The sequence below is a fragment of the Pseudoalteromonas luteoviolacea S2607 genome (assembly GCF_001625575.1).
Lineage (GTDB): Bacteria > Pseudomonadota > Gammaproteobacteria > Enterobacterales > Alteromonadaceae > Pseudoalteromonas > Pseudoalteromonas luteoviolacea_E.
Genome location: NZ_AUXV01000020.1, coordinates 93396 through 117710, shown reverse-complemented (window position 1 = coordinate 117710; position 24315 = coordinate 93396). Strand labels below are relative to the sequence as shown.

The following is a 24315-nucleotide window of genomic DNA, read 5'->3' as shown; positions in this document are numbered from 1 at the left end:
GTTCTGTATGTTAATTAACCACACCTATAACAAGCGGCACTTTTGCTATGTATGAGCAAGACTGTGGCGCAATGCAACTGCAAAAGTATCGCTCGGCATTCTTGTCTAAGTCACCCAACGTTTAATCTAAGCGCACCTTTTGACTCAGGGGCAAGCAACAGTTCTTGCTTTGAACTTGTCTTAAAGTTTGATACTTGTTGTAACAGGTGCTGAGCTTGCTGGATCATCACCTGACTTGCATGGGTTGATTGCTCAACCAGGTGAATATTTTGCTGTGTTTCATTGTCCATTTGCGCAATGGTGGATGAAACCGCTGCAACACCATCAGATTGCTCTTGGCTTGCTTCGGTGATCTCTGAAATCATCAAGTTTACTTCTTGAACAACTGTTACAAGTTGCTTAAACGTGTCGCCTGACGCGGCCACCAGCAAACTGCCCTTGGAAACGGCCTCGGAGCTATCCTGAATAAGCCCTTTAATCTCTTTGGCAGCAGAAGCGCTGCGTTGTGCTAAATTGCGAACTTCACTTGCCACAACCGCAAAGCCTCTACCCGCTTCTCCAGCTCTCGCAGCCTCGACGGACGCATTGAGGGCCAATAAATTGGTCTGAAAAGCGATTTCATCGATGACACCAATAATGTCTGAAATGCTGCTACTACATGCCTCTATATCACTCATCGCGTTAACCGCACTTGAAACGGTTTCACCACCTTGCTGCGCTTTCTTCATGACCTCTTCGGCATGTAGAGAAACATCCTTGGCACTTTTGGCATTTTGTTGCACGGTTGTTGTTAATTGTTCCATGGTTGAGGCTGTTTCTTCAAAACTAGCACCTTGGTTCTCTGTCCGCCTGTTTAATTGCTCATTGCCAGAAGCGATGCTTTGTGCACCTTGGTAAACTTGATTAGAAGCCTGTGTGATTTCAAGTACCATACTATTTAGGTTGTTCATAAGACCATTCATGGCATCTTTTAAGATATTGAACTCATCACCCAAATCATCGTCAATTCCATGGTTCAATTGACCCTCTGCGAGCGCCATAATGGCCGATTTAATGCTTAAGATGGCGTGTTTTCTATTGGTAATATCCGTTGCATACTTTACAACTTTAAAGGGCGTGCCATCAGAGTCGAAAATAGGGTTGTAAGAAGCCTGAATCCAAATTTCTTTACCGCCTTTACCCAGTCGCTGGTATTCCCCACTGTCAAATTGGCCTTGGTTTAAATGTTGCCAAAACTGCTGATACTCAACGCTATTGGCGTATTCAGGCAGGGCAAACATCTTGTGGTGTTTGCCTCTGATTTCATCAAGTGTATAGCCTGTTGTCGCTAGGAAGTTTTCGTTGGCATCGATAATGGTGCCGTCCATATTAAACTCGATAACGGCTTGCGATTTATGGATAGCGGCAAGCTGACCTGCAAAGTCGGCTCCTTGCTGTTTTTGAGTTGTAATATCGGTTGCAAACTTTACGACTTTAAATGGCTTACCACGAGCGTCAAAGATCGGATTGTAAGTTGCTTGGATCCATATTTTTTTGCCATTTTTACCTATGCGTTGATATTCACCAGAATCAAACTTGCCCTGGTTTAATTGGTGCCAAAAGTCCGCGTAGGCTTGACTGTTCGCATAATCAGGCTCAGCGAACATACTGTGGTGTTGACCTTGGATCTCTGCGAGTGTGTATCCTGTGGTTTGCAAAAAGTTCTCATTGGCGGTGATAATCGTGCCATCCATATTGAATTCAATGATCGCCTGAGATTTGCTAATTGCCTGAAGCTGCCCCTCGTAGTTCGCCGCTTGCGCTTTCTGGGCTGTGATGTCAGAGGCATATTTAACCACTTTAAACGGCTTACCATTTAAATCTAAAATAGGGTTATAAGATGCCTGTATCCATACTTCTTTACCGTTCTTTCCTCGACGTAAAAACTCACCCGACTTAAAGTTACCGGCGTTAAGATCTGCCCAAAAATCTTTATATTCGTTGCTCGCTGCGTAATCAGGTTCGGCAAACATGCTGTGGTGCTGCCCTACTATTTCGCTTAATGTGTACCCCAAAGTGAGTAGAAAGTTTTCATTGGCATTTATGATGGTGCCATCCATGTTAAATTCAATCACTGCCTGTGACTTGCTAATAGCTTGCAATTGACCTTGAAAATCAGCTGCCTGCAACTTGCTTGGCGTTATGTCTGAAGCATATTTAACGACTTTATAAGGCTGGCCTTGCGCGTTGAATATGGGATTATAGGATGCATGGATCCAAATCTCTTTGCCGCCTTTTCCTAGGCGTTTGTACTCGCCAGTACTAAATTCACCTTGGTTCAAACTCTGCCAAAAGCATTTATATTCTTTACTACGTGCATAGTCAGGCTCAGCAAACATACTGTGGTGTTGACCGACTATTTCAGACAGCTCATACCCCATGACTTTGAGAAAGTTACCATTGGCATGAATGATTGTGCCGTCCATATTAAATTCAATGACCGCTTGCGACCTGTCAATTGCGTCTATTTTCCCCTCAAAGTCTGAATTTTCCTGTTTGTAATTTGTTATGTCGTGAAGCACCAACACTGAAGTTACATCATGCACCCCGCTATTGTGGGGCTGCTCAAAGGAGTGGAGAAGGTGCGATTGGAACCACAGCGACTGTTTATTTTTACTGATTGCCATCACTTCGTCTGAAGCACTGTTTTCGATTCCGTGGTTTGCAAAGCTTAGCGTTGTTTTGAGTATTGTTTTGTATGGCTTATTGATTAACTCATGGCGTTGGTAGCCTAACTTTTCAAGGAGTGCCTCACTGACTTCCTTGATCATGCCATCTTCACTTAACGTCAATATAGGCTGGTTATTAAATATAAGGTCGTATTTCGATTGAATTGTTTGTCTTTTAAGACGTTCTGTCCTTGATGAAAAGATCATATGCCACCGAGTCATTACGAATTAGATGTAAGCAAAAATATAGTTGATATTGCGCGTTGTGCCAGTCGAATAGAGTCTTAAGTTATTTTGATAATTAGGAAAAAACAGCAAAATAAGGAATGAAATAAAATATAGGGGTTAGACTAAACAAAAAAAAAAGCGCGCAGTAGCTGCGCGCAAAAAAGTCTTAAAAAGACATGGGGAAATCAACATGTTAAACAAATGCATCGAAACCTGCTTGAGTTACATAACGAGGTAACTTGGTATGCGCTTACTCAACGTGGAAAAGTATAGAATTATTGCATGTTGCAATCATCCTATCTCATGCAAAGGGGTGTGATGCCTTGTTGTATTTTGTAACCACAGCGGTTCCTTTGTATAAGCTTGAATACATTTATAAATGTGAGCTGAATATAAAGCTTAGATATCGTCAATGTACGCACCTGGTGTCATGCCAAGGATATTCTTAAAGTCTTTGATCAGGTGAGCTTGATCTACGTAATCTAATTTGTTTACCAAATGGTGTATGTCGTTAGGCTGCTGCTCTATTAGTGCGAGCGCATTATGCAATCGATATTTACGGATCAAATACTTTGGTGAAAGGCCGATGTTTTTTTTGAACTGCCGTTGCAAAGTGCGTTTAGACACTCCGCTTTGCTGCGCGAGATCTTCGACAGTGCATATATCGTCATTATTTTTTATTTGTTCAACTAACGCTGTTAACTGTTGAACATGGTGCACTTTCACATAGTCACACAGCGGTTCAAGGGCTTGTTCAAGCGCATGGACTCGAGCCTTATCATTGTCTGTTTGGCTTAAAGTTTTAGACAAAGAAGCTAAGTCACAGTGTAAAAAGTTGGGTAATGAAATAACAGTATCAATGTAATATTCAATCGGTTCTGGTAGCACGGGGGTCAATGCACCGAGTTTAAATTTCACGCCAATTATTCCGTTTTGTCCATGCATTGTATAGTCATACACTTTACTAACAGGGCCCAGGAATTCACATTTATTTGGTAAAAAAGTCAAATGGCAATTTGGGTCTGGCAAGTTCTTTTGGACGTGTTGTGAGCCCACTGGTAAATCCCAATCGACTAACCAGTATTGTTCAACAAGGTTCGCCAGTTGAGGCGATGGAAAGTAACGTCTTAAAGTATAATTCGGCTCACCTTTCGCTTTATGTAGCACACCGCTTATTAGCTGATTGTTTTTTTCCATGATCTAGTCCCAATATCTAGTAAGGTGTGACGCGTTTTTACAATACCACCTTACGGCGCCATGTTAATGTAATTCAAACGTAAAAACATCTCGGAGAGAAATATGAAGTGGCAAGGTGAGTTTCAAATTGCAGATTGGCAAGAGCAAACGCGTGAGTCAAACGTTGTATTGACTGGGGGGAAGCTGACAACCGCGATTGTCAAACAAGTTTATCAAGGGGATATAAAAGGCGCTGGTGAACTTCAGTACAGTATGGTTTATGACGGAGAAGGTAATGCACTGTTCAGCGGTATCGAACTGATACAAACAGAATTGGGCGCGCAAAATCATATTTTGGTCCTATCGCATAAGGGCAAATTTAGCCAAGGCGTTGCCAGCAGTGAGTTTGAAGTCGTGGCCTGTGAGCCTGACCACTCGATAGTCGGTGCGCAGGGGCAATTTACCTCAGGTGAAGGTGGAAAAGCTGAGTATTATCTCGAAAAACGCAGTTAAATTGGTTTTGTTGGGCTCGATGAGCAGCGCTTCGAAAAGATAGTTTATTTTAGACTGATTATCACGGAGCCCACTCTGCACATTTGTGACATGGGGTGATTTATATAGCTTCATTGGAGTGCATATGTTGATTTGTTTAATGCAGCACCTTGCTATTTTGGTGTGTGCATTTATAGGGTTGTACATAGCTAAGCCTCACCCATATTACTATGACTCAATTATCTATCCATTTGCCCCTGGCTTTGGTTTGTGGCTACAGTTTTACGCTGTGTTATATCCTCAAGGGGTCCCTTAAATGTTTACTGCTTTGATTGGTTCATGGGTATATCGAAAAACAATGTCTTATGCGGCACTTTGCGCACTTATTGCATTTGCCGTTGATTATCAGGTGATGTTGTTTGGCAACTTAAAAGAGCACTTTTTTCATGAAAGTTACGTGCTGGTCTATTGCGCTGGAGTCTATAGCTGTTGTTGGTTATTTAAGCTGTGTTTATCTCAGCTAAACACCAAATGAGCTCCCCCACAAAGTGAATTAAATTGGAAAAGAATCAGCGCAGACGAGAGTGCATTGCATTGGCGGCAAAAACGAAGCGCCATTTGCTTTACTATTGCTCTGTGTTCAACCACACTTCATATCTATAGTTTTGTTTATCCCTTTATAAACAGTTGGTTGTTCACATGGAATATGCTCAAAATATGCTTTCTTTGCTTACTAAGTCTTTAGGGGGCGGGCAATGGAGGTGGGAGTTACAAAGTGGTGAAGTACGGGTGGATGATGCGGTTGAACAGCTGTTTGGGCTATCGCAAAGCAAATTAATCAACACCCGCGCAGGCGCAACAGCACCAGAATTTATCGTGTCACACTGTCATGAGGATGATTTAGAAGTAGTGCAACAAGCATTTCTCTTGGCTGTCAATAAAGGTCAAGAGGTTGATGTTAAATTTCGCTTAGCCAAAGATAGGGACGCACCAGCTGTATTGATGGCTTGTCTCGCGCTACCTGAGTTTGACGAACATAACGGTTTGATTGCGTTATTGGGCATTTGCTATGAAGTAATGCCCTCACAGCAGTCAGCAGTAATATCAGAAGAGAAGCGTAAAGAAAACAAGACTTCAGAACAACACCTGTTATTCGAAGAGCTAGTTGATTTGCTACCTATTATGGTGAACTCTTTCGACGAAAGTGGACAATGCCTGTTATGGAACCGCTCTTGTGAGCATCAACTTGGCTACAGTTTTGAAGAAGCAACAAGCACCCCAGATTTAATGCAACACTTTTATCCTGATGATGCAATTCGTCAGCAAGTGTTTATCGATATTACTGCCACAGAAGGCAAGTTTCGAGAGTATCCCGTGCAAATTAAAAGCAAGGAAGAAAGGCGGCAATTGTGGGCTAATTTTAGACTTTCTAATGGCATGATGATCGGCTGTGGTACCGATATTACCGATTTAAAGCGAGTTCAAAGCGAGTTGGAAAACCAGATCCGCTACAGCCAAAGTGTCGTTAGTAACATGCCTATGGGCTATCACTTATGGGAGTTCAATGAAGCGGGAGAATTGGCGTTTAAAGGGTTTAATAGCGCTGCCGAAAGCATCTTAGGATTTGAGCATGCGTCCTTTATTGGCAAAACGCTAGTGGAGGCTTTTCCTGCGTTGTCAGAGACCGACATACCCGCTCGCATGAAGGAAATTGCCCGTAATGGGGGAAGTTTTGATTATGAGTCGTTGACCTATGCCGACGAGCGTATTGATAGTGTATTTTCTACTGTATATTTTCAGTGCTACACCGGTGCTGTTGTGTCTATTTTTCGAGATATTTCAGACTTACGCATCAAGGAAACTGAGCTTAAGTTAGCGGTGAATAAGTTAAAGCTGGTGGCTGAAGGATCTCAGGATGGGTTTTGGCATTGGGTTGACCCGATTAAGGACAAGGTCGAGTGGTCTGATAATTTTTTTACAATGCTAGGCTTTGAGCCTCAAGAATTTGAACCGACTTTCGCGTTGTTCCAGACCATGTTGCACCCTGATGACGTCGATAAAACGCTAGATAAAGTGAACCAAGCTATTACAGACAGACAAACGTTTGAGATCCAATATCGCGTGCGCAACAAACAGGGGGAGTACGCGTGGTTTAGAGGTCGAGGTACGCCATACTACACCGAAGCAGGAGATTTAAAGGAGATGGCAGGATCGATCTCAAATATCGATCAAAATGTTAAGATCCGAAATTCACTCAAAGAAGCGAAAGAAAAAGCGGAGCTGGCTACAAAAGCCAAATCGGACTTTTTGTCTAATATGAGCCATGAAATTCGCACACCTATGAATGCGATTCTTGGAGGCTTGCAGTTATTAGAAAATATATCATTGGATGAAAATTCAAAAGTGATACTGTCTAATGCCGCTTATTCTGCAAAGAGTTTACTGACCATCATTAACGATATATTGGACTACTCAAAAATCGAAGATAACAAGCTCACCTTGGAGCACAATGCGTTCTCATTACGCAAAGTGCTAGAGTCAGTTCAATATGACCTCGATGCTCTGGTCAGCAGTAAAAATATCGACTTTATCACAATTATTGATGATGATTTTAAAGATGGCTGGATGGGAGATGTTGTTCGGGTAAAACAAATCGTTCTCAACCTTGCTTCAAATGCGGTGAAATTTACCAATAAGGGTGAAGTAAAAGTGGTTCTTAGCCGCACATCGTTAGACCAAAAACAAGCTGTTAAGATTGAGATATTCGACTCCGGCATAGGTATGACACAAGAAACACAAGCGCGTATTTTCGAGCGTTTCAGTCAAGCCGATTCATCGACAACACGCAAATATGGTGGGACTGGATTAGGTATGTCGATAACCATCAATTTGATTAAAATTATGCGAGGAGATATCAAGATATTTAGTGACTTTGGCCAAGGCACTCAAATCGTAGTTACATTGCCGTTAGAGAAAGCTAACAGTAACTCGATCCCAACCATTCAAAAGTCACTTACAGCGCCAAACTTGACTGGTAAGAGGATTTTAATCGCTGAAGATAATGCGATTAATCAAACGCTCATTCGAGCAATGTTGAGACCGACTCAAGCAGATTTGACACTCGTTGCAGATGGTAAGCTGGCAGTGGAAGCCTTTATGCAAGATCAATATGATTTAGTCTTGATGGATATCCATATGCCAGAAATGGATGGCATTGAAGCTCAACAGAAAATTAAAGCACTCAACGGCACAACGCCAGTGATTGCGTTAACCGCGAACGTTATGGTGGAAGACGTTAATAGATATTTGTCTCAGGGCTTTGTATCGCATATAGGCAAACCCATTGATGTAAATACGCTTTACGGAGTACTAGGTGGATATGCGGATGAACGGCATGTTTAGTTTACTTGAGAGTAATGGCGCTGAATCTAATATTTGACCCTGCTAAAGCGCATAAACTGTCAATGCCCTTTACACCAAAAACAGGCCACTTGAGGCGCTAAAGGGCAGTATAAAAATTAATGACTCTAGCTTTTGGCTAGTTGTCCTCAGTGCATTGCATTAATATGCCCCTTCACTGTAAATCAGCTCGTAACTATGGCTGTAGATTTCAAGGATATTACCAAACGGATCTTCCATATAAATCATACGATAGGGCTTTTCACCAGGGTAATAGTAGCGAGGTTTTTCCATACGTTTTTTGCCACCAGCGGCAACGATACGCTCTGCCAGAGCTTCAACATTGGGGTCTTGCACACAAAAGTGGAATATACCGGTTTTCCAGTATTCAAAGTTATTGTCTGGGTTCGTTTGGTTCTTAAATTCAAATAGCTCCACGCCAATTCTATCGCCGGTAGAGAGGTGCGCAATGCGAAAACGCGACCATCCAGCACCGAATACATCAGTACACATCTCGCCGATTGCACTGTCATCTTCGGTTATCTCTGTCGGTGTCATGATTAAATACCAGCCTAAGACTTCAGTATAAAATTTAACGGCTTTTTCTAGATCTGGAACTGAAATCCCAATGTGGGAAAAGTTGCGTGGGTATACCTTGCTCATTGTGTACTCCTCAAAATTTATAGGCAGATTACAAACCTAGAGCTATAATTTGAAATTATCATTTATTCTCTATTTAATAATATTTTGTAATGATCAACTTGGTATGGTTGCGTACATTTTGTACCCTCGCTGATATAGGGCATTTCACACGGACTGCTGAAAAACTGCATATGACGCAGTCGGGTGTAAGTCAGCATATAAGTAAGTTAGAAGCTCAATTAAAACAAACGTTGATTCAACGTGAGGAGAAGCAGTTTTCGTTATCCCAAGCTGGTGAAAAGCTCTATATTAAAGGGCGTTCTATCCTTGATGATCTCACTGATTTAGAGCAGACAATTGGTGATGATCCTGCTTATGAAGGCTGTGTACGTATTCACTCTCCCGGCAGCTTGGGTTTAAAGTTGTACCCTCACTTACTGGCTTTGCAAAATAAGTATCCTAAATTAGTGATCGATCACCGCTTTGCTCCTAACACTGAAATTGAGCAAGCGGTTGCCAATAAATCTGTTGATATTGGTTTAATGACGGTAAAAAGTCGGCTGGAGGAAGTGCATAGTGAAGCAATTACTAAAGAGCAGCTTTTGCTTATTACTCCCGCAGGCTCTGGACAGCCTACGTGGCAATCTCTCAATAAATTGGGCTTCATTGATCACCCTGATGGTAATCATCATGCAAGTTTACTTTTGGGCGCAAACTATGCTGAGTTTGGGCACGCAAATTTGTTAAAAAAGAAAGGTTTTTCGAATCAAATAGGCCTCATTTTACAGCCTGTTGCAATGGGGTTTGGCTTTACTGTTTTACCCGCCCATGCCGTTGAAGCCTTTGCGCAGCAATCAAAGATCGCCATTCACAGCTTAGCGCAGCCTGTGTTCGAAACTGTGTATTTATGCAAAAGGCAAAACTCATCGCAGCCAAAGCGCATTGAGACAGTGGTGCAAGAGATTTGTAACTTGTTGTAGTGGTCTGAAATTACCACTACAGATCAAATTTTTACTAGCTGGTAGCGTGCGACAGTCTATTTTGAAAAAAGGCGTCTAAGTAGCTTGGGTCTTGCTCGTGGTTATCTGATTTATTGATATTGCTTTCAAAAAAATCGAGTTCTGATTCAATGAACGCATTTAAAGGCGCTATTTTAGGCACCAATGACTTTTCAGTAGCTTGCTGTTTTCTCTCAACAACAGACTGTATTTGTGCAAGTAACTGAGTATCTTCAATCACGCCCTCTACTAACACCGAAAACTCTATTGGCGGCGGACTATCGTGTTTTTCAATCCATCTTGCAGCGCACAGAGCGCGCAATACATAAAGGTACTTTTTCAAAGGCACCTTGTCCTGTTTGAGATAGCCTCGATAGTTGCTTTTAGCCATGTTTACATAGTGGTAGAGACCGCGTTCTGTTCTGTAGTAGCGGGCAAATAACGCCTGTGCTTGCGACTTAAAGTTTTCATCATTAATATAGACAATTGGCGAGTTGAGCCATTCACCTACCGCAGGGTTTGATGCTTTTAAAAGCTTAAGTGCTTTGCGCAGGTCCCAGCCATTGATATCAATATCGTCAACTATTGGGTATTCAATCACATCACGTTTGTCCTCTAACAGCACGGACAAATACCAATCTTTTGGGTGAACATAAATAAAGCGCACATCGTAATCGCTATTTGATGATGCAAATCCCCAAGAGCGGCTGCCAGATTCAATTGCGTAAAGGACCTTTACATTGTGCGATTGTTCAGCTTTTTTTATACGCGTCATGATTTCGTTGTGCGCTTCTGGGCTTATTGATGTAACTGCTTTATCCATTATTAGTCCAAATATACTTTCCAAAGGTGTTCGTTTAATTGTTGTGTTTTAATTTTGATACCACTGAGCTGCGCAATAACGTCAATATTCGTTGTTGTATGGCTGCTCAGTGCTGTGGTGGTGAAACTTCCGCCCCCAGCGAGGGCCATGGGCAATAGCAGCTGATCTGCCAAATGCTCTTCCACTGCTGCACCTGACTTTAAGTAATGTTTGAGAGACTTAACAGCACGCCCCGCTACTCGCTCAGCCGAGAGGCCAAGTTCGCCAATTTGTTCAAACATGGCGACTTGCTTAGCTTGCCCCACGCTCAAATGGAAGCTATTACCATTGCCATAGGCTTTCGCTCTATCAATCTCGGTGTTTGCATTTTCCCAACTTAATTGGGACTGCGCCTCTTTGATCTCTCGACTTGCCACGGAGTCCTTGACCCCAGCGACAATAGAAAGCACATTACAATTGCTTTGCTGCAGTTCCAACTCTGCACCGGATTGTTCAAACTGGCAAGACTTAAGGGACGAAAGAGGTGTAATGTCTATTTGCCAACTGCCGCCGCCTGCTGGGAAGAATCCGAGCTTATGTGTTTTGATTTCGCAGTTTAATCCCATACTTTTCAGAGCTGGCATAAACGAGTGCTCAAAAAAGGTCAGAGAAGGTGACATACCATTGTGAGTACCCCCTTGCAGTGACACAGTGGACGGCTCACCACTTAGCGCCAGTGGCAGCAAAATGGTTTGGCAAACTAATACTGTGCTGCCTGCCGTGCCGATTTTAAATTCATATTCACCCGCTTGCACTTGGTTTGGTACAAAAGTGATGTTTTGCGAATTGAGTTCAGCTCCTGTGACATGTGCATCACATATTTGCTGTGCAGCCAGTACACAAGTCAAGTGTTGACGCTTCAGTCCCGGTTTTTTTCGTCCAGCTCGGATGTTTTTGATCTCTATGGGCTGATTGAGTAGCATCGACAGGCTTAGGGCGGTTCTGAGTACTTGGCCACCGCCCTCTCCTTTTGAGCCGTCAATAATAATGGTTGGTTTGTTTGTTTTGGTTGTCATTCTTATCCTTTTACACATACGATTTGTTTTAATGTGTGCACGACTTCTACCAAGTCTTGCTGTGCTGCCATGACTTTATCAATATCTTTGTAGGCATGCGGAATTTCGTCGATCACGGCTGCATCTTTACGGCACTCCACCCCTTGTGTTGCCGCTTCATGGTCTGCAATGCTATATACCTTTTTGGCCTTAGTACGGGACATTACACGCCCTGCACCATGGCTACAGCTATTGAAGCTGTCGGCATTGCCAAGCCCTCTCACTATGTATGAACGAGCACCCATATTGCCTGGGATGATCCCCATTTCACCCTGCTCTGCACGTAGTGCGCCTTTTCGCGTAACGTAACAAGCTTTGCCAAAATGCACCTCTTTGGAGATGTAGTTGTGATGACAGTTAACTGCCACATCCATAGTCTCAAATGGCATTGGTAACTCATCTTTAAGGGCTTTTAATGCATTGAACATCATGATCTCACGGTTTTTTGCCGCGAAGTCCTGAGCCCATTCAACGGCTTCTACATAGTCTTCGAAGTAAACACTCCCTTCTTTAAGGTAGGCAAGATCCATATCGGGTAAATGTAGCTGATGGCGCTGCATTTCTTTTTTGGCCAGTTCGATAAAGTAAGTACCAATTCGGTTACCCACGCCACGGCTGCCTGAATGCAGCATCAACCATACATTTTGCGTTTCATCTAGGCAAAGCTCTAGAAAGTGGTTACCTGTTCCCATTGTACCTAAGTGGTTTACATGATTGCTCTTGGCGATTGCCGGGTGTTTTGCACAAATTTGAGCAAAACGTTGCTCCAACGTCAGCCACTCTTTTTGTACTAGCTTGGGTATATTCCCCCAAGCGCCTTTATCACGTTTCCCGCGGCCTGTTGTGCGGCCATGCGGTACCGCGGCTTCAAAAGCGCTGCGTATCGACTTTAAGTTATCGGGTAAGTCACTTGCTTTGAGGGTGGTTTTGGTCGCGACCATACCACAGCCTATATCCACGCCTACCGCAGCAGGGATAACCGCATCCACCGATGGAATAACACTGCCAATGGTCGCGCCTTTACCTAGGTGCACGTCAGGCATCACCGCGATGTGGCTGTGTACGATATCCATCGATGCGATATTTTTGAGTTGTTGTTGCGCCTCGGGTTCAAATGGCACGCCTTTTGTCCACGCCTTTATCGGATGTTTGGTGTTATTGTCCAGTAGCTCGTATTGTGACTTACACATGTTGGCCTCCTTGTTTTTGACCTAGGTTTACTACGTTGTTCATGAGCCCTTCCAAGCCGCCATAAACCGTTAAACTTTCAATTTTGTCTGCAACCTTTTCTAGTGCTTCTAGCTCTTTTAAGCGCATCAGCGTTGGGTTGTTTTCCATCACCTTAGCCGTGTTATGCAGACTTCTTGTCGCAGCGGTCTCTTCCCGACGTTTAATGACATTGGCTTCGGCAGCCTTTTGCGCTTCTACAACCTGATTAAGTATTGCTCGCATCTCTCCTGGTAGGATGATGTCTTTCATGCCGACGCTAATTAACTGCACGCCAATTTCAGCAAGTTGCTCACTGACGAGCTCTTTCACCGTTTCGTTGATATACAGTTTATCGAGCAGCAGATCATCAAGATTTTGTGTGCCTACCGCTTCTCTTAAAGCGAGCTGAAGGGCGTTATACGCGAATGAATTGACATCTTCAACGCTTGAAGCCGCCTGTACTGCATTTGTAATTCGAAAACTGGCGCTGAGGTTAATACGAAGACTGACTCGGTCCTTACTTAATATTTCTTGTCCAGAGACTTCTGTCATCTGTGTACGCAAGTCGAAGATCTTCACCTCAATATCTCGGTTAAATTGCCATATACCATAACGCCCTGGTGCTAACTCTTGCTGCAATTGATTGTTCACATACAGCAACCCGATGTGCTCACTGTCGATAGCAACATCTATAATAGGCTGACATGCTGCGCCCGCTGGTTTGAATAGTTTTGTTGCGCTGTTTAGCCCTGCATTACTTACTTGAGTAAAAGTGGATTGCTTAACATAATAATCCTCGCTGATATCTACTCTTTCTAAGTGAATATTTCCCGCTTCTTTCCATAGATAGACGTGCTCCCCCGGCGGTACAATGCCTTTTAAGATGTCGTTTACATACAGTAATCCGACCTCTTCAGCGCCCAGCTTTTGATGCGCGATACTTTGCATTGCACTGTTTTTTTGGTAGATCTCTTTGGCCGCTTCAGCCGATATTTTTTTGCTATCAAACGTTTTCAATTCAATCTCACGGCCGAACTGCCACACACCGTATTTCCCTGCTGGCAACTCCTTGACCAGCTTATTGTCTATAAACAACAAGCCGATGTGGTCGCGTTCAATTTGTATTTGGTAAATCGGTTTACAAGCGGTAGTTTTCGCGGTTCTAATGAGTTTTGACGCGAGGTTTAATCCTGCTTTTTCTATGATCTTTAAGGTTTTGTCATCGACATAAAAGTCATTGCTGATATCCACTCTTTCCAAATGGATATCACCTGCATCTCGCCACAAATAGAGATTCTCACCTGGCGCTACAACGCCCTTCAAAGTGTCATTGAAGTACAACAAGCCGATTTCTTGCTCATTTAATTTGTAGTGGCTGATGTGTGCTTGAACTTCTGGGTTCGAGTGATATAAGCGTTCAGCGTCCGGTGCCATAAAAAACATCGTGTCGATGCTGTGTGTCGTAAATTCGAGTTCATTTTTAAAATCCCAAAAAGTGTGCTTGCCTGATGTTAGTACACCCTTAAACTGCTTGTTCTTGTATACGAAAACACGTTTTGTCTCTGCTACGATTTGTTGTTTTTTAATTTTCATTTTGTATTCCTTGTGATGCGTAGTAGCGGCCAGCTAGTTATCGCTGGGTTGGCTAAACAAGTGCATAAATGGGGAGCATCCAGCTTGCCATTTACGAAATTTATTCAGCGAAGCCCATCTTAGTGTTAGTGGCGGCTACTCACATAATTAAGCGCTTTTCAGCGCAGTTAAATGTAAAAACTAATAATGTTTCTATCTTTTACTTATGGTGATTAGAGCGGGAATCGAACCCGCAACAAACGAATTACAAATTTCGTGGCTCTACCATTGAGCTATCTATCAAATAAGGGGAGTCGAACCCCACACTTAAAGTGTTGCCATTGTCAGTACCTATTACTGAGGTAGTTGATCTCGGAATACGTGCTTACAGGGTAAGTCGCACCGCGGTGTTATTTAGAAACACGCTATCAAACTACGAGCTTGGTATTTCAATTGACATGCCAAAGGTTTGAAAAAAGTTGAATTTAATTTTTAATTCTTTGATTTTAATGTGAAAAATCAATTTTTATTGAATCACGGTGTATATTTCTTATTGCGCTTGAATCATAAAAATGATTCCATTTAGATATTGGTATATCTAAATGGATAGGTTTATTTTGAAAGAAGTTGTGGCTGTAAGCTTGCTTGGTACGCAATTGGACTCCATTGGAAAGCGGGTTGACCGTTGGCATCGCTGGCGTCCAAATATTTCATTGGTAAGTCAAGACGATTTGATCATAAATCGCTTATATCTGCTGCATGGCAAACAAAGTACACGTTTAGCCAATAATGTTGCCGTTGACATTGAAACCGTATCACCTGAAACAACCGTGCATTTGGTTGAAGTCAATTTTGACGACCCTTGGGATTTCGGTGAGGTATACGCTAAATTGTATGATTTTTGCCGTACGCTTGAGTTTGATTTGGATGCCCAAGAATATCTTTTTCATATCACCACGGGTACCCATGTAGCACAAATATGTAGCTACTTGCTCACGGAAAGCAGGCAATTTCCGGGGCGTTTAATACAAACATCTCCCGACCCGCACAATGATAATAAGTCTGTGGGGCGAGTGCAGACCATTGATTTAGACCTTTCAAAGTACGACCAATTGGCTGAGCGCTTTGATATAGAGCGCCGCCAAGGTGAGAGCTTTCTAAAAGGTGGTATAGAGACAAAAAATACTGCGTTTAATCGCCTTATCGCCCAAATTGAAAAAGTCGCCATACGTTCCACCGCGCCTATTTTGCTAACCGGCCCAACGGGCGCGGGGAAAAGCCAGCTTGCTTCGCGGATTTTCCAGCTTAAAAAGCAACGTAAAACCTTGCAAGGTGAGCTTGTGATTGTTAATTGCGCAACGCTCAAAGGCGAAAATGCAATGGCTGCTCTGTTTGGCCACACCAAAGGCGCATTCACCGGAGCCCAGCAGGCGCGAGATGGTTTTTTAAAAGCGGCAGACCAAGGGCTCTTGTTTTTGGATGAAGTTGGTGAGCTTGGGCTCGAAGAGCAAGCGATGTTGTTGCGAGCAATTGAAAACAAGCAATTTCATCCTGTTGGTAGTGATCAAGAGGTGACGAGTGAATTCCAGCTCATTGCGGGTACCAATCGGGATTTAAAAGCGTGTGTATTAGAGGGGACATTCAGAGAAGATTTACTTGCTCGTATTAATCTCTGGACCTATCAACTACCAGCTTTAAAAGATAGGCGCGAAGATATTGACGCCAACATAGATTTTGAACTAGACAAATACAGTGAATCACAAGGTCGAAGAGTACGGTTTAATAAAGAAGCGCGATCTGCTTATTTGGAATTTGCACACAGCGCAAAAGCCACATGGCAGGGTAACTTTAGGGATCTCGGATCGTCGATGATCCGTTTAGCCACGTTGGCCGACTCTTCGCGGATCAGTAAAGAAGATGTAATAGAAGAAATCGCGCGGCTCGAAAGTAATTGGCAGACGAGTCAATCGTTACAGCATGGATCTTGCTTATCGTTAATCATGAGCGACGAGCAAATCTCTCAACTTGATATGTTTGATCGTCAGCAATTAGAGTATGTAGTCACCGTATGTTTGCAAAGCCCAAGCATGGCTGCCGCTGGGCGCGTATTGTTTGACGTTAGCAGGACTCATAAAGCCACCAGTAATGACTCAAGTCGGTTACAAAAGTACTTGGCTAAGTTTGATATTAAGTGGCGAGATATTGCAGCGGCAAAATAGTGCGTTGTGTGCAAGTAAGCTTTTGTAATACCCCTTTACACAAGTTTTACTACACTAAACAAGGAATTAGTGACGCGATTAGAAGGAAAACGACAATGCGATTCGTCAGTATTATATTGGGGTTAGTTATTTTGGCCGGTTGCAGCAGCCAAAAGCCTTTAAAAAAAGCCGAAGTGATCACGGCTTATGCGATGCTTGCGCCAAGCAACCAAGGTGACACCCTACTTTATATTCGGGCCATAATACCCGGTATCCAAAACCAAGCGGCGCTCTGTCCAGAGCTTGAGGACTCTCAAGGCAAGCGCAGTAAGATGCGTATTCGTGGCTTGCATCCAGGCGCGAACTTCCCGATTACAGTATGTGAAGCACGCGTATCGGAAGGACAATCTTACCTTGTTGGTGGTACACAGCTTAAATTTGATGCGATGAGCCTCAATCCAAAACGTATTCAGGTATATGGTGACTCGGGCTGCAAAGCACATGTCTGTGATGGCAATGGGCCCGCTGAGCCGTTTAAAACACTCATTGATGAAGGAGCTAAGCGAGAAGTGGACCTCTTGTTACACATGGGGGATTATAATTATCGCGGAACCAGTGGCAGCATTAGTAAAGGGGTTTACGCATATGATGCGGGAGATGGTGGCTATGGCGGCAAAACCTGCGGTTTAGAAGAAACCTACTACAGTCAAAATGCGACAGGCAGCCCAAAACCAGATACATGGCAAGCGTGGCGAGCTGACTTTTTTAGCTCAGCCGATGCGATTTTAACCAAGGCACCTTGGGTATTTGCAAGAGGGAATCATGAACTGTGCAGTCGAGCAGGGTTGGGTTGGTTCTACTTTTTTGGTCCCGGTTCAAGTATAGAAAGTGGAATCGCTCAACGGGCGTGTCCTGCACAAGGCAGCTTTTCTAATCCACCTACGACTGCGGTATCTTCAATCGCCATGATTGAACCTTATATGCTGAAGCTAGAAAAACTGAATATTTGGGTGCAAGACACTGCGAATGCATGTGATGATAGATTTTCCAATAGTTTAACAACACAATATCAAGCCCAATATGAAGGGCTACAAAAGTTTGCAAGTAAGCATCCGGATAAGCCAATTTGGACCGTGACACATAGGCCACTTTGGGGAGTGAATAACGTGGCCACCGATAATACCTTAAATATCATGATGCAGCACGCTTTAGCCAACACCCCGTTAGGCCGCTTACCTGAACAGGTGGCGCTGCTGCTATCTGGCCACATGCATATTTACCAATCCCTGAGTTTTGATAAACAGTACAAGCGCCCGCCACAAATTGTAGTGGGCAATAGCGGAGTTACTCTCAGCGAAGAATTACCTTACACCAATTTTGAAGCCATTGTAGATGGCTTGGAAGCCAATGGTAATGAGCAAGCAAAATTTGGTTTTTTAGAGCTCGAATTAGATAGGTACTCAGGCTGGTATGGCCGATTTTTTGATGAACAAGGAGAGGCGTTTTTACGCTGCGACTCACAGTTTTCAGCGCGTGGTGAGCAGGTATGTCAGTAATTGAATAAAAGGGGCACAATGCCCCTTTTTAGCGTAAGGTTATCAATCAGGGTTCAATCAAACTCGACCGTCAACCAATTATCATCCTTGTCAAAATGCATCGTTTTGACTTTGCCAATGCCTCTAAAGTTCACAAGGTTAATTTGGTCTGGCCAAATATCTCTCAGTGCCCCATGGCGCATTTGTAGCCCTTTTAATGGGGTGCCTTTTGCAAACTGTGCTTCTTGATATACCCATAGGTATTTAGCATCTATTTTTACCGTCGCAGCTGATAAAGCCAGAGCTTGGCCATTTAACCGCCTAAGGGATGTGTGTGTATAGACATAATCAGCGAATGCTTGCTGAACCTTTTTGTTTTGATATACATTTTTGCGGTCATTGAACAGGTGTACTAAGGCATGTTCAAGATCATGCAAATGAAAGCGATACTCAATTTGGATATTTCCCTGCTCGGGAAATATATTTGCTGTTGCAATAGATGCTTTTAATTTGTGCGCTTGTGCTGCAAAAGCCAACATCAAGCTGAGCCCGGCGAAAAGCCAAGTTCGCATAAAATAACTCCTTCTCAGGATTTGATAGTGTTTACTCACTTACCTATAGTCTACTTTATTTTAATTATTATGGAGAAGGATTATTGTGCTTTTTTATTGAATAGGGAAGTAAAACTGTCGACTTTTTGACCTTTTTAGTGGCGCCTACAATTTAATGTTTATCTTTTGCTGTTATTTTACGTAATAAATTCAGTTGGCTATTGGTAGTTGGTAAAAATTTGTACAACGTTAAAAGCGGTTCAGAAGTGATTCAGTAAGTCGTAGCTAGTCTTAAAACTGACCAAAGTGATGATAAATTAGCAATTTGACGGGTATGCCAGTTGTGCATTTTTCAAATTTATTGTCTCTATTTTGAAAAAAAATTCAAAAACCACAATAAGACTGTTGATATTTGGTTGGAATTATCATTAAAATCGCGCTCTTTCTCATTTTGGGTAAAACTGGCGTTAGTTTTGCTCATTTATTTATACCCGTTTATCGAAAAGAAATGTGGTGAGCAGTATGGACTTTTACATACTAAAAAAACAAGAGAAGCTGGTTGCAATACCTGCTGACGAACAAAATTGTAAAGAGTACCTTGAAAACGGTTACTGTTATGTTGATAAAGTTGCAGCGTGCAATGAGCGCTCAGCAATTAAGCGTTTAGAAGCAAAGCAAAGCAAGCTTTATCGTGCACCTATGCTTCTGTTGCTTGCCTTACCTGTAATAATTTTCATGTGGTGGCGCTTGAGCTATTAATAAATAGCCCCAAGCAATGTTATATTAGCGTTCCTAAATAGGAAAGGAACGCTGCATGAAGGTTGTACACACGTCTGACTGGCATCTCGGTCAACAATTTTATGAACACAGTCGCTATACAGAGCATCAAGCATTTTTAGATTGGCTTTGCCAAGAGCTTGTGCAAATTGAAGCTGATCTGCTTATAGTCAGTGGTGATATATACCATACAGCAACGCCTCCAGCCGCCTCTGAGCAGCAACTTTACGCTTTTATCAAACAAGCAAAAAGCCTCTTGCCGGCTTTACACATTGTCATAATTGCCGGTAATCACGATTCAGCGAATCGCATTGAAACAGCCAAACCTCTCTTACAACAGTTCGACACACACGTTGTTGGACGATTTGATAAACACAATCCACAAAATGTCGTTAAGACTTTGGCCATGCCCGTAGGCAAAGTGAATGTTGTGGCGATGCCATTTTTACGCAGTGCAGATATTACACACTTAGATAACGATGAAAGCAGTTACGCGCATGCAGTAAGGCAAGCGTATGAAGATGCTTATGCGTCAATTGTCGATAGAGATGTTCCCACAATTGCCATGGGACACCTACACGCTAAAGGAGGGGATATTTCAGGTGATTCAGAGCGCAATATTACGATTGGTGGATTTGATTCAATCCATGCAGATGTGTTTGGTGATTTACCTGATTATGTCGCGTTAGGGCACTTACATAAAGCTCAAAAAGTTGCGAATAATGACTGTATTCGTTACAGCGGTACACCTATGCCGATGTCTTTTGCTGAACGGAATTATAAGCATCAAGTTGTGCTTGTCGAATTTGAAAAGTCTCAAGTCAAGGCTGTGTCAGCCCGTTATGTACCAAGGTACAAAGAGGTTATTTTGCTTCCTGAAAAAGGAGGAGCGACCCTCGTGGAGCTTTGTGAAGCGATAAACGCGCTCGAATTACCCTCTTGTGACAATGTGCCAAAACCGTATTTACGTCTGCGTTTAAATGCCAGTGAAACTGACAGCCAATTCCGTCACAAAATAGAACAGGCATTAGAAAATAAACCCGTACATTTTTGTGGTATTGAGCGGGTGACTCAGCAGGCACAGCATGATGATGAAGTCATCTTCGAAGATCTGGGAAAGGTCTCTGAGCTTGCACCAACAACGTTATTAGAGTTGGCGTACAAAGAGCACGTCGACCCACAAGGAGTCCCCTCAAACGCACTGAAAAAGTGCCTCGAAGAGGTTTTGGTTTCGTTGAGCGAGCATGATAAATAATGAAAATACTAACCATCAAAATCCAGAACTTGGCTTCTTTGCCCCAAGCCGAAATTGATTTTACCACTGCGCCTCTAAAAGATACTGGGTTATTTGCCATAACCGGAGAGACAGGCGCAGGTAAAAGTACCATGCTGGATGCAATATGCTTGGCATTTTATGGCAAAACGGCAAGGCTAAAATCTGACTCTAAAAATAAAGTGGAGTTTAATGGTGATGACATTAAACTCAATGATCCGCGCCACTTATTGCGCCGCGGCACCGTATCTGGTTTTGCCGAAGTTGGTTTTATTGGACAAGATGGTGAGCACTACGTCGCTCGTTGGCAAGTTGCCAGAGCGCGAAACAAAGTTGATGGCAGGATAAAAGACGCTGAACATCTAGTGCTTAGATCACATGACGAGCAGGTTTTAGCGCAGAAATCTAAAGCAAAACAACTTTTGCAGCAATTGTTGGGGCTTAATTTTGAACAATTTACGCGTGCTGTTTTATTGGCCCAGCATGATTTCGCAGCTTTTTTAAAAGCGAATGCGGATGAACGGGCGCAACTATTAGAGTGTTTAACGGGTACAGAACAATTTAGCCTTGTTGGCAAAGCAATTTATGACGCGCACAAGGGTAAATTGGATGCGCTAGACAGGTTTAAGCAGAAAATAGGTGATATTGAACTGCTGAGTGATGAGGAGCTCACTGATAAGCAAGCACAACTTGAGCAACTCAATGTACAGCAAAATGCACTTAAATCTGAGCTAAAAACTACTGAATTGCAATTGGCTTGGTATATTACAAAGCACAAGCTACAGCAACAGCATGATGAGTTAGCAACTGAAGTTTCTGCAACTGAGGCAGAGTTGTCCAAGCAACAAAGTGAATTTAAGCGCGCTAAACTTGCGTTAGTAGTTCAGCAAATTGCAGACAACCGAGAACAAAAGTCGCAAACAGAGCAGGTGCTGCAACGCAACCAAGAAGCAATCCAAGCGCTTTGCCAAATTGACTTACAGCCACAAATAGCTTCACAAGAGCAAAAACTTACATCGGCAAATGCCGCGGTAAGCAGCGCTCAAGAAGCCCTAGTAAAACATGGTCCTGACGTACTACGTGTTCGAGAGCTCGATAGTATTTGTGCCGAGCATTTTGCCCTTGCAGAGCAACATCGAAGCCAGTTAACTCAACTGCAAAACTCAGAGAAAAATCATGTAGCCGAACATCAAGCATTGAACTTGCAAGTGAGCAGCTTAACGACACAGCATGATGAAACCAAAGCACAACTGTCTGAGCAGCCAGCCTTGTTAGAGCTAACAGCACATTGGCAAGAGATCAATGAAGTTTTACAACAATACTTGGGGGCTTTTGATGAAAAAAGCGCGATTGTCGGGGCACAACAATCTATAGATTCCCAGCTTAAGGCTGCTCAGGCTGCATTGCAAACAGCAGAGCCTAGGTGTAAAGATCTGGCACGCAGCTTAGAACAGAGCCAGATAGAGCTTACCCAAATTCAGCGGGAGTTAGCTGAGCTAGATTATGAGCAATTGCAGTTCCAAAAGTCTCAAGTGCAAAAAGCTCAGCAGGCGATTGTACAGCAATCTCAATTAGATAATGAATTGCTTCAATTACAAACACAAATTGACAGCCTCAGACATCAGCAGCACAGTGCCAATGCACAACGTAAAGATGCCGAGCATCAAGATGAGTTGACTAGGCAGCAGTTGCTAATTACCCAAGATAACTTACACCAAGTTAAACTGCGAGCGAGTGATAACATCAGCGCATTGAGGGCACAGTTAGAGCACGGTAAAGAGTGTGTGGTGTGCGGTGCTACTGAACATCCTTATCATGTCGATCATATTGATACGCATTGGCAGCAGTTGATCAATGACTTTGAAAGTCAGTATCAGGCTGCTGAAAAAGCACGTGCGCAAACCCAAACACGCTATCATGAGGTGGTGTCGCATTTAGAGCAAATCAATGGTCAGCTACAGGCCTCCTTACAGCAAAATGCACAGATTGTGCAAAAGCAACAGGCAAACAAAGCGCTGCTTCATGAGCTTCCCTCGATCTTTGCTGATGCGTCAAAACATGAATTGCAATTGCTTGAAATAGAAGAGCTGTTATCGAGATATAGCGAGCTTAGTAAAGCGCAGCAACAGAAGTTTCAGGCACAGCAGGCACTACAACAGCAATTGAACACAGCGAACGCGACTTTGAGTCAACATCAAGCTCAAGTGCAAGAGTATACGCAATTATTAACTAGCAAGGCGCAACGCTCTGAGGAGCTGGACAGGTTATCTCAAAGCCTAAGGACACGCATTACAGAGGTGTACCCTGAACCTCAGTGGTTGTCACAGTTTGAGTTAGCCCCCCATAATGCCACTGAAACCCTTGCAAACGCAGTACAGTCACAGCAACAAAAAATAAGCCAGCTAAATGAACTAGGGCGACATATCACAGAGATTCAGCCCAAGCTACATGCTAAAGAGCAATTACTTGAACAAGTAAAACAACAAGTTGTGGACGTATCTATACTACTTTCTCAGCAAGTTACGCTGTGCGACGAAACAAAAAGTAAGCGGGCTGAGTTGTTGCCGCTTGAGCAAAGTGCGGATCAATGGCAGCAGCAATTACAAGCGTACGAAGCCGCTGCACAATCGCGATTGCAGACGCAAAAAGATAGGTTACAGCAGTTACTGAAAGAACAAGACGAGCACGCAATCAAGTTAAAACACCTCACAGCGCAGTGTCAGGAGTACCAAACGGTACTCGACGATAACCACACACGATTTTTAACTTGGTTGGAGGGCGCATCGGCGCAACATAATGAACTCAATGAAGTGTTGGTCTATGAGCTACTGTCGCTACAAAAATCACACTGGCAACCATTAATTGAACAGGCGCAATTGCTTGAATCTAAGTTGGTAGAAAAACGATCTCAGTTGCAGCATGTAGACAAAAATATGGCAGAGCACTGCGCCATTGAAAGCCCTGAGCAAAGCCAAGATGCACTAAATGAATACCTAGAGTCACTGTCGCTTCAGCAAGAAACGCTTAACGGGCAAATCATTACGTTATCTGTGAGTTTACAAACTCATCATGACAACGTTGAAAAAATAAGGGCCCATCAAGATGAACTGCTGCGCATGCAAAGTGACTACGAAAATTGGCACCTACTGAATCGACTCTTAGGCGATGCGACAGGTAAGACAATGCGCAATTTGGCGCAGACGCAAACATTAAAAATCCTGCTGCACTATGCAAATCACCACTTGAGTAGTTTGTCTCGGCGCTATCGATTGACCGTGATCGGTCAATCCTTGGAAATAGCTATTGTCGACAGAGATATGGCTGATGAACAGCGCAGCGTTAATACGTTGTCTGGCGGTGAGTCATTCTTAGTGTCACTGGCTTTGGCATTGGGGCTGGCATCTTTGTCATCTAATCAAGTACAGATCAATTCTCTATTTATCGATGAAGGTTTTGGTACTTTGGACCCTGAAACTCTCAGCGTGGCGTTGGACGCATTAGATGCACTGCAATCGCAAGGCCGAAAAGTTGGCGTGATCTCTCATGTGGCACAAATGACTGAGCGAGTGGCTACACAAGTTCAAATCAAGAAACAAGCCGGCGGGTACTCGACAGTGTTAACTCATGCGTCTTGATACTA

At 43.2% G+C, this 24315-nt stretch carries 18 protein-coding genes and 1 tRNA gene; 10 read left to right on the top strand and 9 right to left on the bottom strand.

The genetic code is table 11. From position 1 onward, the window contains the following. Positions 1-110: 110 nt before the first annotated feature. Positions 111-2915 (bottom strand): methyl-accepting chemotaxis protein, encoded by a 2805-nt coding sequence (locus tag N480_RS12630; protein WP_081231865.1) that lies wholly within the window; start codon positions 2913-2915, stop codon positions 111-113. 420 nt (positions 2916-3335) lie between these two features. Further along, positions 3336-4133 (bottom strand): helix-turn-helix transcriptional regulator, encoded by a 798-nt coding sequence (locus N480_RS12625; RefSeq protein ID WP_063372860.1) that lies wholly within the window; start codon positions 4131-4133, stop codon positions 3336-3338. Between the two features lie 102 nt (positions 4134-4235). On the opposite strand from N480_RS12625, the gene N480_RS12620 reads away from it, so the two are divergent. The 4 genes from N480_RS12620 (at position 4236) to N480_RS12610 (ending at position 8006) form a co-directional block, all read left to right on the top strand. After that, positions 4236-4625 carry a DUF3224 domain-containing protein gene (locus N480_RS12620; RefSeq protein WP_063372859.1) on the top strand — a complete coding sequence of 130 codons (390 nt, stop codon included), beginning with the start codon at positions 4236-4238 and terminating at the stop codon, positions 4623-4625. A gap of 124 nt (positions 4626-4749) precedes the next feature. Then, positions 4750-4920, top strand: coding sequence for a hypothetical protein (locus N480_RS25360; RefSeq protein ID WP_155732841.1), 171 nt, complete (start codon positions 4750-4752; stop codon positions 4918-4920). Further along, positions 4921-5139, top strand: coding sequence for a hypothetical protein (locus N480_RS12615; protein WP_063372858.1), 219 nt, complete (start codon positions 4921-4923; stop codon positions 5137-5139). Between the two features lie 164 nt (positions 5140-5303). Next, positions 5304-8006, top strand: coding sequence for a hybrid sensor histidine kinase/response regulator (locus N480_RS12610; protein ID WP_063372857.1), 2703 nt, complete (start codon positions 5304-5306; stop codon positions 8004-8006). A 159-nt stretch (positions 8007-8165) separates the two neighbouring features. Here N480_RS12610 and N480_RS12605 read toward each other — a convergent pair whose 3' ends face one another. Beyond that, entirely contained in the window at positions 8166-8666 is a 501-nt protein-coding gene (locus tag N480_RS12605; RefSeq protein WP_063372856.1) for a lactoylglutathione lyase family protein, read from the bottom strand. A gap of 89 nt (positions 8667-8755) precedes the next feature. On the opposite strand from N480_RS12605, the gene N480_RS12600 reads away from it, so the two are divergent. Further along, positions 8756-9625, top strand: a complete 870-nt coding sequence (locus N480_RS12600) for a LysR family transcriptional regulator (protein ID WP_063372855.1) — start codon at positions 8756-8758, stop codon at positions 9623-9625. 34 nt (positions 9626-9659) lie between these two features. Here N480_RS12600 and N480_RS12595 read toward each other — a convergent pair whose 3' ends face one another. The 5 genes from N480_RS12595 to N480_RS12575 form a co-directional block, all read right to left on the bottom strand. Continuing rightward, complete coding sequence (locus N480_RS12595; protein WP_063372854.1) at positions 9660-10466, bottom strand: nucleotidyltransferase domain-containing protein; 807 nt, start codon at positions 10464-10466, stop codon at positions 9660-9662. A gap of 2 nt (positions 10467-10468) precedes the next feature. Then, positions 10469-11521, bottom strand: a complete 1053-nt coding sequence (gene rtcA / locus N480_RS12590; RefSeq protein WP_063372853.1) for an RNA 3'-terminal phosphate cyclase — start codon at positions 11519-11521, stop codon at positions 10469-10471. Positions 11522-11523: 2 nt separating this feature from the next. Continuing rightward, complete coding sequence (locus tag N480_RS12585) at positions 11524-12750, bottom strand: RtcB family protein (protein ID WP_063372852.1); 1227 nt, start codon at positions 12748-12750, stop codon at positions 11524-11526. Further along, on the bottom strand, positions 12743-14362 hold the full coding sequence (locus N480_RS12580) for a slipin family protein (protein WP_196761489.1): 1620 nt from the start codon (positions 14360-14362) through the stop codon (positions 12743-12745). The genes N480_RS12585 and N480_RS12580 overlap by 8 nt, the downstream gene beginning before the upstream one ends. Positions 14363-14568: 206 nt before the next feature. Next, positions 14569-14643, bottom strand: a tRNA-Thr gene (locus N480_RS12575). A gap of 300 nt (positions 14644-14943) precedes the next feature. Here N480_RS12575 and rtcR point away from each other — a divergent pair. Together rtcR and N480_RS12565 are read left to right on the top strand one after the other, a co-directional pair. Beyond that, positions 14944-16560, top strand: coding sequence for an RNA repair transcriptional activator RtcR (gene rtcR / locus N480_RS12570; protein ID WP_063372851.1), 1617 nt, complete (start codon positions 14944-14946; stop codon positions 16558-16560). 95 nt (positions 16561-16655) lie between these two features. Then, positions 16656-18095: a metallophosphoesterase gene (locus N480_RS12565; protein WP_063372850.1), complete on the top strand. Its 1440-nt coding sequence runs from the start codon at positions 16656-16658 to the stop codon at positions 18093-18095. A 53-nt stretch (positions 18096-18148) separates the two neighbouring features. Here the strand turns inward: N480_RS12565 and N480_RS12560 are convergent, their stop codons facing one another. Then, positions 18149-18646, bottom strand: coding sequence for a DUF6702 family protein (locus N480_RS12560; protein WP_063372849.1), 498 nt, complete (start codon positions 18644-18646; stop codon positions 18149-18151). A gap of 501 nt (positions 18647-19147) precedes the next feature. Here N480_RS12560 and N480_RS12555 point away from each other — a divergent pair. From N480_RS12555 to N480_RS12545, 3 genes are read left to right on the top strand one after another with little or no spacing between them, the layout of a single operon-like run. Then, positions 19148-19384: a hypothetical protein gene (locus tag N480_RS12555; protein WP_063372848.1), complete on the top strand. Its 237-nt coding sequence runs from the start codon at positions 19148-19150 to the stop codon at positions 19382-19384. A 55-nt stretch (positions 19385-19439) separates the two neighbouring features. After that, entirely contained in the window at positions 19440-20657 is a 1218-nt protein-coding gene (locus N480_RS12550) for an exonuclease SbcCD subunit D (protein WP_063372847.1), read from the top strand. Further along, positions 20657-24310, top strand: coding sequence for an AAA family ATPase (locus N480_RS12545; RefSeq protein WP_063372846.1), 3654 nt, complete (start codon positions 20657-20659; stop codon positions 24308-24310). The genes N480_RS12550 and N480_RS12545 overlap by 1 nt, the downstream gene beginning before the upstream one ends. Positions 24311-24315: the final 5 nt, after the last annotated feature.